This window comes from Sphingobacterium sp. lm-10 (assembly GCF_023554555.1).
GTDB lineage: Bacteria > Bacteroidota > Bacteroidia > Sphingobacteriales > Sphingobacteriaceae > Sphingobacterium.
The window spans coordinates 1-14,155 of sequence record NZ_JAMJWC010000003.1; the positions used below are offsets into that span (position 1 = coordinate 1).

At 42.5% G+C, this 14,155-nt stretch carries 9 protein-coding genes; all 9 read left to right on the top strand.

Annotated elements, in window-relative coordinates:
* The first annotated feature begins 125 nt into the window (after window positions 1-125).
* Window positions 126-1,670, top strand: coding sequence for a sulfatase family protein (locus M8998_RS14675; protein WP_249994157.1), 1,545 nt, complete (start codon window positions 126-128; stop codon window positions 1,668-1,670).
* A gap of 118 nt (window positions 1,671-1,788) precedes the next feature.
* Entirely contained in the window at window positions 1,789-3,120 is a 1,332-nt protein-coding gene (locus M8998_RS14680; protein WP_249994159.1) for an alpha-L-fucosidase, read from the top strand.
* A 247-nt stretch (window positions 3,121-3,367) separates the two neighbouring features.
* Window positions 3,368-4,255: a M12 family metallopeptidase gene (locus tag M8998_RS14685; protein ID WP_249994161.1), complete on the top strand. Its 888-nt coding sequence runs from the start codon at window positions 3,368-3,370 to the stop codon at window positions 4,253-4,255.
* Window positions 4,256-4,437: 182 nt separating this feature from the next.
* A complete protein-coding gene (locus M8998_RS14690; protein WP_249994163.1) occupies window positions 4,438-5,454 on the top strand; it encodes a LacI family DNA-binding transcriptional regulator in 1,017 nt (338 codons plus the stop codon).
* Window positions 5,455-5,734: 280 nt separating this feature from the next.
* Window positions 5,735-8,692 carry a SusC/RagA family TonB-linked outer membrane protein gene (locus M8998_RS14695; RefSeq protein WP_249994165.1) on the top strand — a complete coding sequence of 986 codons (2,958 nt, stop codon included), beginning with the start codon at window positions 5,735-5,737 and terminating at the stop codon, window positions 8,690-8,692.
* Between the two features lie 21 nt (window positions 8,693-8,713).
* A complete protein-coding gene (locus M8998_RS14700; RefSeq protein WP_249994168.1) occupies window positions 8,714-10,297 on the top strand; it encodes a RagB/SusD family nutrient uptake outer membrane protein in 1,584 nt (527 codons plus the stop codon).
* A 34-nt stretch (window positions 10,298-10,331) separates the two neighbouring features.
* Window positions 10,332-11,393 carry a SusE domain-containing protein gene (locus M8998_RS14705; protein WP_249994170.1) on the top strand — a complete coding sequence of 354 codons (1,062 nt, stop codon included), beginning with the start codon at window positions 10,332-10,334 and terminating at the stop codon, window positions 11,391-11,393.
* A gap of 148 nt (window positions 11,394-11,541) precedes the next feature.
* Window positions 11,542-13,407, top strand: coding sequence for a glycoside hydrolase family 13 protein (locus tag M8998_RS14710; RefSeq protein WP_249994171.1), 1,866 nt, complete (start codon window positions 11,542-11,544; stop codon window positions 13,405-13,407).
* Window positions 13,408-13,452: 45 nt separating this feature from the next.
* Window positions 13,453-14,106: a beta-phosphoglucomutase gene (gene pgmB, locus M8998_RS14715; RefSeq protein WP_249994173.1), complete on the top strand. Its 654-nt coding sequence runs from the start codon at window positions 13,453-13,455 to the stop codon at window positions 14,104-14,106.
* The last annotated feature ends 49 nt before the right edge of the window (window positions 14,107-14,155 follow it).

The following is a 14,155-nucleotide window of genomic DNA, read 5'->3' on the forward strand; positions in this document are numbered from 1 at the left end:
TTTTATACTAAAGCCCTTGCAACAAAATTGCAAGGGCTTTTTTGCGTATAAACACTTTTTGTTACCTCTACTATTACTGTTTATAAAGATTATCATATCTTTAATCAAGATAAATCTTAATCAACATGTTAAGACTGGTTTTTTTACATCTCTTATTTGTCTTCATTCCTGTGTTGATGTCCTTTTCTCAGTCGCTAACTAAAAAAGTAAAGAAGGACAGGCCTAATATTATATTTATACTATCCGATGATCATACGAATAAAGCTATTGGTGCTTATGGTAATCCATTAGCAAAGACACCAAATATCGATCGCATTGCAGAAGAAGGAGCATTGTTCACGAACTTTTTTGTGACCAATTCTATTTGCGGGCCAAGTAGAGCGGCGTTATTAACAGGGAAATACAGCCATGTCAATGGCTTTATTTCCAATGATAAACAATTTGATATTAATCAATTCGTTTTTTCGAGAACATTAACAGAAGCAGGGTACCAAACCGCTTGGATCGGAAAATGGCATTTGGAAACATTACCGCATGATGCCTTTAATTACTGGAAAGTGCTACCTAATCAAGGACATTATTTCAATCCGGATTTTATCACTCAAAATAATGATACGGTAGCTTACAAAGGCTATGTTACCGATATTATCACCGATCTCTCTACCGATTGGATAACTAATAGAGATCAGGATAAGCCATTTTTACTGATGATCGGTGAGAAAGCTACACATCGGGAATGGTTGCCGGCACTGGAAGATTTAGGTTCATACGATGATGTTGATTTTCCTATTCCGTCAAGTTTTTATGATACTTACGAAAATCGCAGAGCCGCTGCTCATCAGGATATGAGCATAGCAGAAACGATGCAGTTGCGCTTTGATCTAAAAGTAAACGTGGATTATGAGACCGATTTCTTGTACAGCAGATTAGATCAAGAACAGCGTGCTGCCTATAAAGCGTATTATGGTGACCGTATCAGTAAAGAATTCAACGAACGGCAACTTACCGGAAAGGCATTGGCGGAATGGAAGTTCCAGCGTTATATGCGAGATTACTTCGCAACAGCGAATGCATTGGATCGAAATATAGGAAAGATATTCAAGTTCTTAGAAGACAATGGTCTGGCCGAAAATACAATTGTGATCTACGGGTCTGATCAGGGATTTTATTTAGGAGAACATGGATGGTTTGACAAACGCTTTATTTATGAGGAATCTTTGCGAACGCCATTTTTGATCCGTTATCCTAGTGTTATTACAGGGGGCACGGTGATTGAGCAATCCATGTTAAACATCGATTGGGCTCCTACTTTGTTGGATATAGCAGAAGTTAAAATACCTGCCGAGATTCAGGGAAAATCTTTCGCTACGCTATTGAAGAATAAAATACTGCGTTGGCGAGACAAGATCTATTATCATTATTATGAATACCCCGAACCACATCGTGTAATGCCTCATTTTGGAATTAGAACTCCGAAGTACAAACTCGTGCGCTTCTATAGCAATGAGAATTTTTGGGAACTTTATAACTTAGTAGATGATCCGCAGGAATTGAATAATATTTACGAAGAATTCAAAGATAGCAAACTTGTCAAATCGCTAAAACAAGATCTGAAAGCATGTATCGTAAAATATAAGGACGATTTGGCGGAGGAAATTATAAAAAATTAGTGCGATAATTGCTATCGCTATCGTTCCTGTTTTTTGAATTTGCAAATTCAAAAAATAGGACAACCGACTTTATTTCTTTACTTTAGGTAAAAATAGTTGTTAACCGAAACTAACCGTTATGTTTTTAAGACCTCTCTTCTTCTTCTTATTCATTCTTCTAGGGCAATATTCATTTTCACAATCCTATACACCTTCCCCTTCCAATTTGGAAGCTAGGAAGTGGTTTTCTGATGCAAAGTTTGGTCTTTTTATACATTGGGGGCCTTTTAGTATTCCGGGTAGCGGTGAGTGGGTGATGAATGATCGTAAGATTAACGTAAAAAATTACACATTATTGGAACGCTTCTTCAATCCAACTGAATTTAATGCCGAAGAGTGGGTAACTGCGGCTAAAAAAGGAGGTATGAAATATATCACCTTGATCACGAGACATCATGACGGGTTCAGTCTTTGGGATACAAAGTATTCTGATTTCAACATTATGAACACGCAGTATAAAAAGGATATCGTAAAATTGGTCGCTGATGAATGCCGGAAGCAAGACATGAAATTGTTCCTTTATTATTCGTTGTTGGATTGGAGGAGAGAAGATTATCCATACGAAACCGGAAGAACTGGGCAGCATAGCGGTAGAACAGGTAAGGGTGACTATGCGAGTTACCTACAGTTTATGAAAAATCAGTTAACGGAACTACTAACCAACTACGGAGAAATTGCGGGAGTTTGGTTTGATGGTCATTGGGATCAAACTGCACCAGAAGGACAAGAAGACAGAACATCCAAGATTGATTGGAAATACGAGGAAATCTATGGATTGATCCATCAGTTACAGCCACAGTGTCTGATCGGAAATAATCATCACTTGAGCCCTTTGCCCGGTGAAGATTTTCAGATGTTTGAGCGTGATCTTCCAGGAGAGAATAAGTCGGGTCTAAGCTTTCAACAGGCATCAGACCATTTGCCTATCGAAGCCTGCGAGACAATTAATGGTTCTTGGGGTTTTAACTTAAGTGATACCACTTATAAGTCGCCAAAGCAATTGATAGAATATTTGGTGAAAGCTGCTGGTCTAGGCTCCAACCTTTTGTTAAATATTGGTCCTATGCCGAATGGTGAAATTCAGTCTGAGTTTAAAGAACGATTGGATTCAGTGGGCTCTTGGTTGGAAACCTATGGTGAAAGTGTGTATGGAACATCTGCTGGCTATATCGCCCCTCAATCTTGGGGTTGCCTAACCCAGAAAGGCAATAAGGTCTATGTCCACGTATTTAATAATGATGGTAATGACATCACCTTGAATAAGTTTCCGTATAAGAAAATTAAAAAAGCGTATTCATTGGCAGACGGTACAGCTATAAAAGTGAAAATAAGCGAGGGCAATGCCATAATTTCTTCAAAATCCGATGTTGATGAGCTTAATCATGTTATTGTTCTAGAGACGGCTGATTAGAAGGACACCCTTTTTGTGACTGAGTGTAGGCTTATTCGATCTTCAATTCTATCGATCAACTTTCATTAAATTTTGGAAATTATTTATGTGCTTAATAGATTTAGTTTAAAGCTATTACATTTCTTGATTTAGCCTTATAAATCAGCGCTTATCATTTATGATTATATTTTAAAATCAACTTTCTTTGATTTAATTAAATGTGTAATATTGTGTAGATAAAGAAATTTATAACCTAAAATTATACATTATGAAGTACTTAAATTTAATTTTTGCAATAGGATTAATAAGTTTTCTTGTTTCCTGCAAACAGGATCTCCATTCCCTGAATTCTCAGGATGAAAATCGCATTGCAAATCATCAGTCTTATAAAATAGGAAACGATACAACCATACATCGTTTACGTATAAACGGTAGAGAAACCTTAGTCAATGAGATAAAAGGTGAATATTATTTTGCAGAGGATTTAACGATTAGTCCGGAACAATTCCGAATGCTGATGAGATTGGCAAATGATGGTATTCCTACGATCGAGAGAGCTACCATTGTTCAAAGTCTAAGTGCAAGATGGCCGAATAATACGCTGTTTTATACCCTTCCAGAACAGGGATCTTTAACACAAGCAAATCACGATTTGTACATAAATAACATACATCGGGCGATCAATATGATTCAGGCTCAAACGCATGTACAATTTATCGAAAGAACCACTCAGCCAGAATATATTAATTTTGTATACTCAGAGACAACTAATAGCTCCCCGTTGGGATGGAGACGTAATCGAGTAAATACGGTGAGGGTTGTCAATATTCAATCTCCTGGAATTATTGCTCATGAAATCATGCATTCCATGGGTATGCGTCATGAACAATGCCGACCGGATCGAGATCAGTTTCTCATCGTTATGACGGAGCGGGCAAGGGAAGGGTCGCATAATAATTTCAACATATACCCGGGCTACGATGGGCATGGACCCTTTGATTTTGGATCAATAATGATGTATTCGTCGTTCAACTTTGCCATTGATCCTCAAAGTCCTGTTATGACACGTTTAGACGGATCTACATTCAATAGGCAGCGCAATGCTTTATCTTCTGGTGATTACGCCGGAATCAATGCACTTTACCCAGCTCCTTAGATAATATGGCTGCTGAATTACGAGTGCTTTTCGGCAAATTTCAACTTACAATAGTATGTAAAGGATTAGGCGTTAGCCTGATCCTTTTGGTTATAGGGGGGATGGTTTGATAAATAGTTTGAACTGCGTTTTGTACAAGTCAAGTGATTCCTTTTTTAATTAAGTTTGCGTAATCAATTGAAATGGCAAACAACATAACAATAGTAGAATTAGCTGCGGCACTGGGACTATCCAAATCCACGGTTTCCCGTGCGTTTCGCGATAGTGACGATATCAATCCAAAGACGCGGGAGAGGATACTTCAAAAGGCTACTGAATTGGGTTTTTCTCCAAATCTATACGCTAGTAACTTGCGAGGTAATAAGAGCCATACCATTGCGATCATTATTCCAGAATTTGGTAACAAGTTTTTCTCGCAAGCGATTAAAGGAATTGAATGGGTAGCTCGTAGTAATGGCTACCATGTCTTGATTTACGTGACAGACCATAGCGCGGAAAAAGAGGCCGATATCATCCGCACATTGGTGAACGGACGTGTTGATGGCGTGATTATGTCTGGCTCTGGTGAGGGGAGTAATCACGAATACCTCAAGCTCTTGGAAAACAATAAAGTTCCACTTGTATTTTTTGATCGCTATTATGAGGATGTACCTACAGCATGCATCACCGGAAATGATTTTGACTCCAGTTATAAGGCAACTAAACATCTGATTTCTAATGGATCCCAACGTATTGCCTACCTAGCCGTTAATAAAGATGTATCTATCGGAAAAATACGTATGGAAGGATACAAAAAAGCGCTTCAAGAAGCTAAATTGTCTGTAGATGAGCGACTTATATTAGATACTTCCAATGAGGTTCATGTTAACTTCTCAGACATTAAAAGGCTGATAGAAGAACAACATCCGGATGCCATATTTGCGTCAGTAGAGCGATTGGCGATGAGTACTATTCGGGTCGCTAAAGAACTTCGACTGACGATACCCAATGATCTCAAGCTAATTTGCTTCTCTTGTTTGGATATTGCCGATATGCTTCAACCTTCCCTCAGTGTTGTGAAGCAACCGGCATACGAAATGGGTATACAAGCAACAACACAACTATTTGATATCCTGTGCGGCAGAAAGCCTGATGGCATACGCGAGCTCGTTTTCTTAGACTCTGAGTTGATATTCCAAAATTCCAGTCGTAAAACTTAAAATATTTTTACACAAACTTTGTGAAATTTGTTTTTTGTACTACCTTAGCATAGTTTTGGGAACGTTCCCGGGAACGATCTCATTTTGATGATAGGTCTGAGGCCACAATTATAAATAGTAACCAGAAAATACGTAAGAATGCAAATTGGGATATCCCTACAGACTATGGTCCGTTGTCGGTTATTTTAATTTTTTTGGTCAGATTGTTTTAATCTGTCATACGCTGCTATCGATCGAAAAACACATACAATAAAAAACAACTATAAACCACAGTAATACTATGATGAGCAAATTTACCTTACGTTCAGTAATGAGCTTCAGCTTGTTTATGGTGCTGTTTGCGTCAGCTTATGCCCAAACCAGTAATTTATCTGGTCGCGTCACAACGCGGAGTGGGGAAGCTGTGCAAGGCGCTACCGTTCGCGTGCTAGGATCTCAGATTGCCGCGTCTACAGATGCAACCGGCGCTTACACGATAAGCGGCATCCCGGTCGGTAACCGTACCATTACCGCAGAAATCGTAGGCTTCGAAACCGCATCGCAGGCCACGGCTATTGCAGCAGGTGCAAACACCTTAAATTTTCAATTAAACGAATCGTCCAGTGATCTGGAGGAAGTAGTGGTGATTGGATATGGTACACAAAGAAGAGACCAATTGACCGGATCTATCACAGCGATAGGATCCAAGGATTTCCAAACAGGGGTGATTACCACTCCGGAGCAATTGATCCAAGGTAAAGCCGCGGGTGTACAGATTACCTCATCGGGTGGTCGCCCAGGCTCAGGAAGCACGGTACGTATCCGCGCCGGAGCTTCGTTAAATGCGAGTAATGATCCGTTGTACGTGATTGATGGAGTGCCATTTAGCCCCACTACGGTGGCCGGTACAGCCAGCCCCATGTCACTTATTAATCCAAATGATATCGAGTCATTCACGGTATTGAAAGATGCGAATGCCACTGCGATCTACGGTTCTCGTGCTTCAAACGGTGTTGTATTGATTACCACCAAAAAAGGAGCTAGCGGCGCGCCTCGAATTAACTTTAGCACGGTAAATTCTTTTTCTACTATAGATAAGTACTATGATGTAATGTCGGCAGACAGTCTACGTTCTTATGTGAACACCTACGGCACCGCTGCGCAGATCGCACGCCTTGGCGAGGCGAACACCGATTGGCAACGCGAAATTTTCCGTACGGCTTTTACTACAGACAACAACGTCAGTATTGCCGGAGCATACAAAGGCCTTCCTTACCGTGCTTCTGTAGGATATTTAAATCAACAAGGTGTACTAAAAAGGGATGTAATGGATCGCACCAGTGCGAGTCTTTCCGTGACGCCAAAATTTTTTAATAACAGTTTAAAGGTAGATTTAAATCTGAAAGGATCTCTACAGAACTCTATGTTTGCCAACGACGATGCGATCGGTTCCGCCATTGTATTTGATCCTACGCAACCAGTCTATCAAGAGAATGCCTATGGAAACTACTTTGAATATATGCAAGGTGATGTACCCCATCCGTTAGCTCCTCGTAATCCTTTGGCCATGATAGATCTGAAGGACGATGACTCGAAAGTAGCACGTAGCTTTGGTAATATACAGCTGGATTATTCCACGCCATTTATTCCGGGATTGAGAGCAAATTTAAATCTAGGCTATGATATTTCTCGTGGTCAGGGTGATGTATTTGTGCCAGATTTTGCGGCACTAAATAACACTACGCAAGGATTGCAAACGCGCTATATGAACGATTATACTAATTTAGTAGGCGAGTTTTATTTAAATTATAATAAGAACTTCTCTGCTATAAACGGTCATTTGGACGCTACGGCAGGTTATGGCTACTATGATTATAAAACGTTAAATAGAAATTATCCAAGCCTACGGGCGGATGGATCGGTATTGACGGAGCCAGTATTTCCAAGAGATATTCAACAGAATCGATTAATCTCTTATTTTGGGCGTGCCACTTATACAGCTAACGAGAAATATATTATATCTGGTACGTTGCGTACGGATGGATCATCTCGCTATAGTCCGGAAAATCGCTGGGGTGTCTTCCCTTCGGCGGGCGTTACCTGGAGAATCAACCGAGAATCCTTCCTAGAGGAGGTAACTACACTATCTAAGTTGAATCTACGTTTGAGTTACGGAGTTACCGGGCAACAGGATGGCATTGCGAATTACTCGTACCTACCTAACTATTACTTAAGTGTAAACGAAGCCCAATATCAGTTTGGCGATGAGTTTTACCGGACCTATTCGCCTATAGCGTATGATGCAGATCTTCGTTGGGAAAGCACGGCGACCTACAATGCCGGGGTTGATTTTGGGATTCTAGGCGATCGTATTGACGGTAGCATTGATGTATATCGTAAGCGCACGCGTGACTTATTAAGTACCATTCCTATTCCAATTGGTACCAACTTTAGCAACCGTTTATTGACAAATGTGGGTAATATGGAAAATACCGGCGTAGAATTTAATCTAAATGCCATCCCGATACGCCGTGAAGATTTCAGCTGGAATGTGAATTTCAATTTTACGTATAATACCAATAAAGTAACTAATCTGACTGCGGTTGACGATCCTAACTACTTCGTAGAAGTAGGCGGTATTACGGGTGGTACGGGCCAGAATGTACAGGCACATGTGGTAGGATATAGCCCGTTTACCTACCGCCTACAGCAGCAGATTTATGGTCCAGATGGTCGTCCGTTAGAAGGAGTATATGCGGATTTGAATGGGGACGGTGTAGGCAATGATGCAGACCGCAGTCTGTTTGGCTCTCCACTTCCACGCTATTTACTGGGGTTCTCCACGGGGATTGATTATAAAAATTGGACATTTAGCACCGTATTGCGCGCAAATCTTGGCCAACATGTGTATGATAACATCAGTTCTAATCTATCTGTCCGGAACAACGTGCTGAGTCCAATTGGCATCATCAATAACGCACCAAGTTCATTGACCAATACGAACTTTATCAATAACCGGGCTTTGAGTAATTTTTACCTGCACGATGGATCATTCCTCCGTATGGATAATATCTCAGTAGGCTATAATTTCCAAGATGCATTAGGCCAAGGCAAAAATATCCGCGTGTCGGGTAACGTGCAAAACGTATTTGTACTAAGTGGTTATCGTGGAATTGACCCGGAAATACAAGATGGTATTGATAATAACTTGTATCCACGTCCACGTACGTTCGTATTGGGTATAAACCTTGATTTGTAATCAGTAATAAAAGACAACATTATGAAACGCAATTTTCTAAAATATATACTAGCCGCATCGATCCTATTCAGTGCATCTGCCTGCCACGATAAATTGGATTTAGTACCGCTCAATGACGTCACTTCCGACGTAGTGTACCAGTCGGTAGAAGGCTACAAACAATCGTTGGCCAAAGTCTACGGCAGTATGGCTATGTCTGGCGGTAGAGGTATTTCCGGCGATGGAGATATCGCTGGTATTGATGCCGGTGCTTCTGACTTTCTCCGCTTGTACTTTAACTTACAGGAGGTCGCTTCTGACAATGCCATTTGCGCTTGGGTACAGGATCCTGGTATATCTGAAATCAACAGTCAGACCTGGTCGTCTAATAACGTGGTGGTTTTAGGTATGTATGCCCGCTCTATGTACCAGATTACAGTAGCCAACGATTTTATCCGGGAGAGTTCGGATGAAAATTTGGCTGCACGAGGTATCGTAGGTGAAGATGCCGAAAACGTACGCAATTTCCGGGCGGAAGCAAGATTCCTTCGAGCATTCCAGTATTGGGTGATGATGGACTTATTTGGCAACCCACCTTTTGTTACTGAAGAGAACACCATTGGCAAGACGCCACCGACACAGATCACTCGTGCAGAACTATTCAACTATGTAGAATCAGAATTGTTAGCTGTACAGGAGCAATTGGTGGCACCTCGCCAGAATGAGTACGGTCGTGCGGATCAAGCGGCAGCATGGATGTTGCTTTCCAAACTGTACCTCAATGCCGAAGTATACACCGGCACTGGCCGTTACAGCGATGCGTTGAGTTATGCTTCTCGGGTGATCAACTCGGCTTATACTTTGAAAGCAAACTATGCGCACCTATTCTTGGCCGATAATAACATTGGACAGGATGAAGTCATTCTATCGATTAACTATGATGCGATCAGAACTCAAAACTTTGGTGGGACAACTTTCTTAGTCAATTCTTCCAGTGGGTCAGGTATGAATATGGCCGCATTAGGTATTCCTAATGGTGGCTGGGGTGGTAATCGTAGCCGTCGCACGCTACCCGCTAAATTTACTGATCCTAGCGGACAAACGGATCGTCGCGCGATGTTCTTTGGCGAAAATCCGAACATTACGGATCCTGCGGTATTTGTACAAGGTCTTGCGGTAACAAAATTTAAAAACATTGATCGTAATAACCAAGTCGCACCATCCAATGATGGCACGCAGGTGTCTATAGATTTTCCGTTAATGCGTCTGGCAGATGCTTATCTGATCTATGCCGAAGCCGTGCTACGCGGTGGCGGTGGAAGTATGGGAGAGGCAGTGAATTATGTAAACACCGTGCGCAGCCGTGCCTATGGCAATACATCTGGAAACGTCAGCAGTATCAGTTTAGATTTCATTCTAGATGAACGCGCACGCGAATTTTATTGGGAAGGCTATCGCCGTACAGATTTGATCCGCTTCGGTCGTTATACAGGCAGTACCTACGTATGGCCATTCAAAGGCGGTACCACATCCGGCACATCCGTGCCAGATTTCCGTAGCATCTACCCGCTGCCTGCTTCCGACGTGATTGCTAATCCAAACCTGACACAAAACCCAGGATATTAATCCACAGATTTTGACATTTTTTGAATAAACGAACATGAAATTCATTTATCATATAGCCCTAGGCCTTCTGGGTATTTTCGCACTAAGTGCCTGCGAAAAAGAAGCCCAATTGGTGAGTGTAAGCTCCAGTGAAGTGCCTACACTGACCATATCTCAAGATTCGCTGGTGTTACTGCAATCTAATGCTGCTGATACTGCATTTACCTTTAACTGGTCACCGGTAGAGGTAACTTGGTCAAACAATAGCGTTAGTACCAATATTTTGCGTTACGCCATTCAAATAGATACCAAGGCTCGCGGTTTTCGAGGTAGAGATCCGATTCTGATATTGGATACGGAAAATACCCATGCTGCGATGACTGTCGCTCAACTTAACGCGGCGCTGTTGGAAGTTAAAGCCACACCGGAAGAGCCGGTTGAATTGGTGGCGAGATTGGTCGTGATTTTGGCACCTAATAACATACAGTATTCCAATGTAGTGGATTTGAAGGCTACACCATATGCTGATGTGGTTATGTTGCCGTCACTATATATCGCAGGAGCATTGAATGGTTGGGCGCATAGCATGGATTACCGATTAGGTTCTATCGAAGGGGATACAAAATATGAGGGTTATGCCAATTTCACAGCTGGCAATCTGGCTTTCAAATTTTCCAGCCAGGCTAACTGGGATGGCACAAACTACGGTACTGGAGGCGCAGGAAAATTGAGTTCGGCGGGGAATGCGGATAATCTGGAAGCGCCTGCGGCGGGTTATTATCTGTTGAAAGCTGATACGGAAGCGTTGACATGGTCTGCGACTCCAATGACTTGGGGCATTATAGGTGAGGCCGCTGGCGGATGGGACGATAGTAACGATGTCGCCATGACCTACGATGCTACGAATCGTGTATGGACTGCGACGTTAAACATGACTCCCGGCGAGTTCAAATTCCGGGCAAACAAAGCTTGGGCTATCGGCTTAGGAGCAGGACCACGTAATGGCGTACTAAGCTATGACGGAGGCAACCTGCGAGTCACTAATGCTGGAAGGTACTTAGTCACGTTGGATTTGAGCAACGCCGGCTATTATACGTATACGCTGGAAGCACAATAGAAATTTCAGCACGTTGTCCTAGCCTCGTTAGGCTAGGACAACGTTTTTTAAAGCGATAGAACGAATACAGGAAATGCGCATATTCGTGAAACACAGTTAATTACTCATAAGTATTCCGAATGGCCATTTAAAAACAAATGAAATCCATATGAAGTTAACGAAAATTTTTGCCGTAGCAGCGCTTGTTTTATCCGGCGCAAACCTGACACATGCCCAGGAAATGCTAGCGTCTGATGCACCACGCATTGCGCCGCTCAGTTGGTGGATAGGTATGAACAATCCCACGGTACAGTTGATGGTCTTCCATAAAGATCTGGGTAACCGTACTCCCAAAATCAACCACAAAGGGGTGGAGCTGGAGAAGGTGCACCGTGTGGATAATTCAAACTACTTGTTTCTTGATCTGAAAATCGATCCTAAAACAAAAGCAGGCGAATTCAATATTGTTTTTTCTGAGCAAGGGAAGTCAGACATCGTCATGCCTTATACCTTAGCAGCGCGTGATGTGAAGCAGAAGAAAGCGCAAGGCGTAACCAATGAAGATTTTATTTATTTAATTATGCCTGATCGTTTCGCGAACGGCGATCCATCCAACGATGTGGTTAAAAGCGCTCGGGAGACAGCAATGAATCGTGATTCGCTTTACTACCGCCACGGCGGAGATATACAAGGCGTGATCAATCAGTTGGATTACTTAAAAGATATGGGCGTGACCGCCGTTTGGTTAAATCCCGTATTGACCAATGACATGGAGAAAGCCTCCTATCATGGCTATGCCGCTACCGAATTTTATCAGATTGATCCCCGGCTAGGAACCAACGATTTGTACCGCAAATTAGCAGATGAGTTGCATAAGAGAGATATGAAGCTCATCCAGGATTTGGTACACAATCATGTAGGCGCTGAGCATTGGACAGTGAAAGAGCAACCCTACAAGGATTGGCTAAATAACTGGGACGAATACACCAATACCACCTACAAAGATCAAGTATTGTTTGATCCCTATGCGGCCCAATCAGATAAACGCAAGATGACGGATGGCTGGTTTGTACCGTCTATGCCCGACTTAAATCAGCGAACTGAATTCATGCAAAACTACATTACTCAAAGCCATATTTGGTGGATTGAGTATGCTGGCGTCGACGGATTTCGTTTAGATACCTATGCGTACAACGATGCTGATTATATGGCCAAATGGGCACAAGATATCACGGCAGAGTACCCGAGCATGACCTACTTTGGCGAAACTTGGGTGCACGGTATTGCCAATCAAGCTGTGTTTACCGAAGGTAGCACCGTCAATCAACATTTTGACACGCATTTACAGGCGGTGACGGATTTTCAGACCTACCATGCGATTAATAAAACCTTTACAGAACCTTTTGGTTGGACGGAAGGCGTGAATGCCCTTTATAGTACCCTAGCCAATGATTATGTTTATAAAGATCCGACACGTAATGTGGTTTTCCTAGATAACCATGATGTTAGTCGCTTTCTGTCGATTGTAGGCGAAGATATTAACAAATACAAATCGGGATTGACCTGGCTATTGACCACACGTGGGATTCCGCAATTGTATTACGGCGCAGAGATTGCGATGAAAAATTTTGCTGATCCTGATGGCAAAGTGCGCGAAGATTTTCCGGGAGGCTGGGCTGGCGACAAACAAAATAAGTTCCGCAGCGAAGGTCGAAATGATGTCGAGAATGAAGTATTTGACCACGTGAAAAAGCTCGCAACATACCGTAAAGATAATGCCGTGCTTCAAACCGGAAAGTTGATGCAGTTTGTGCCAGAAGATGGCATCTACGTATACTTCCGTTATGATGATCAAAAAACAATCATGGTCATCATGAATACGAACGAAGGCGAGAAGACGATCAAAACCGAACGCTTTGCGGAGCGCGTACAAAAGTATACATCAGGTTTGGATGTGGTAGCAGGAAATGAGGTGGATATCAAAGATCAGGTTACTGTGCCAGGTTTTACAGCCATCACGTTAGAGCTACGATAGATTACACTTACAGCAATAAAAAACACAACAAAGAGAGCAAACAAAATGACATTAGGAACAACCTCGATATTAAATCGACCAGCCTATATTTTTGACTTGGATGGCGTATTGGTAGATACCGCGGTATTTCATTATGCCGCATGGAAACGGTTAGCGAACCAGCTGGGCTTTGATTTTACAGAAGCACAGAATGAACAACTAAAGGGAGTAAGTAGAGTAGAATCGCTGGAGAAAATACTCCATTGGGGTGAGGTCAGCAAAACCGAAGCCGAAAAGTTGGCACTTGCGCAGCAAAAGAACGATTGGTATCTGGAGATGGTCGCGAAGATGACGGCCTCCGACCTACTACCTGGCGTGCTGGAATTTTTGGAACAAGCCAGTGCTGCGGGAAAGAAGATCTCCTTGGGGTCTGCTAGCAAGAATGCGCCACTTATCTTAGAAAAAACAGGCATCGCGCGGTTTTTCGACGCCATTGTGGATGGCAATGAAGTAACGCTCTCCAAGCCCAACCCAGAGGTGTTTCTTTGTGCAGCACGGAAATTGGGGTTCTCATCAGGCGATTGCTTGGTCTTTGAAGATGCCGAAGCTGGCGTTGCCGCTGCTGTAGCGGGTGGCATGGCCGTGGTTGGTATCGGTGAAGAAGGCGCCTTGCCGGAGGCCAATGTACTGGTTCCAAATTTGAGCAGATTATTAAAGTAACCGAGGACAAAAAAGGGTACGACCGCCTATAAAAGCGGTTTACTTACCT

Bases quoted from the DNA above. Each gene is read 5' to 3' on its own strand.
- M8998_RS14705 (WP_249994170.1), top strand. From the start codon at position 10,332: ATGAAATTCATTTATCATATAGCCCTAGGCCTTCTGGGTATTTTCGCA.
- pgmB (WP_249994173.1), top strand. From the start codon at position 13,453: ATGACATTAGGAACAACCTCGATATTAAATCGACCAGCCTATATTTTT.
- M8998_RS14690 (WP_249994163.1), top strand. From the start codon at position 4,438: ATGGCAAACAACATAACAATAGTAGAATTAGCTGCGGCACTGGGACTA.
- M8998_RS14695 (WP_249994165.1), top strand. From the start codon at position 5,735: ATGATGAGCAAATTTACCTTACGTTCAGTAATGAGCTTCAGCTTGTTT.
- M8998_RS14700 (WP_249994168.1), top strand. From the start codon at position 8,714: ATGAAACGCAATTTTCTAAAATATATACTAGCCGCATCGATCCTATTC.
- M8998_RS14680 (WP_249994159.1), top strand. From the start codon at position 1,789: ATGTTTTTAAGACCTCTCTTCTTCTTCTTATTCATTCTTCTAGGGCAA.
- M8998_RS14675 (WP_249994157.1), top strand. From the start codon at position 126: ATGTTAAGACTGGTTTTTTTACATCTCTTATTTGTCTTCATTCCTGTG.
- M8998_RS14685 (WP_249994161.1), top strand. From the start codon at position 3,368: ATGAAGTACTTAAATTTAATTTTTGCAATAGGATTAATAAGTTTTCTT.
- M8998_RS14710 (WP_249994171.1), top strand. From the start codon at position 11,542: ATGAAGTTAACGAAAATTTTTGCCGTAGCAGCGCTTGTTTTATCCGGC.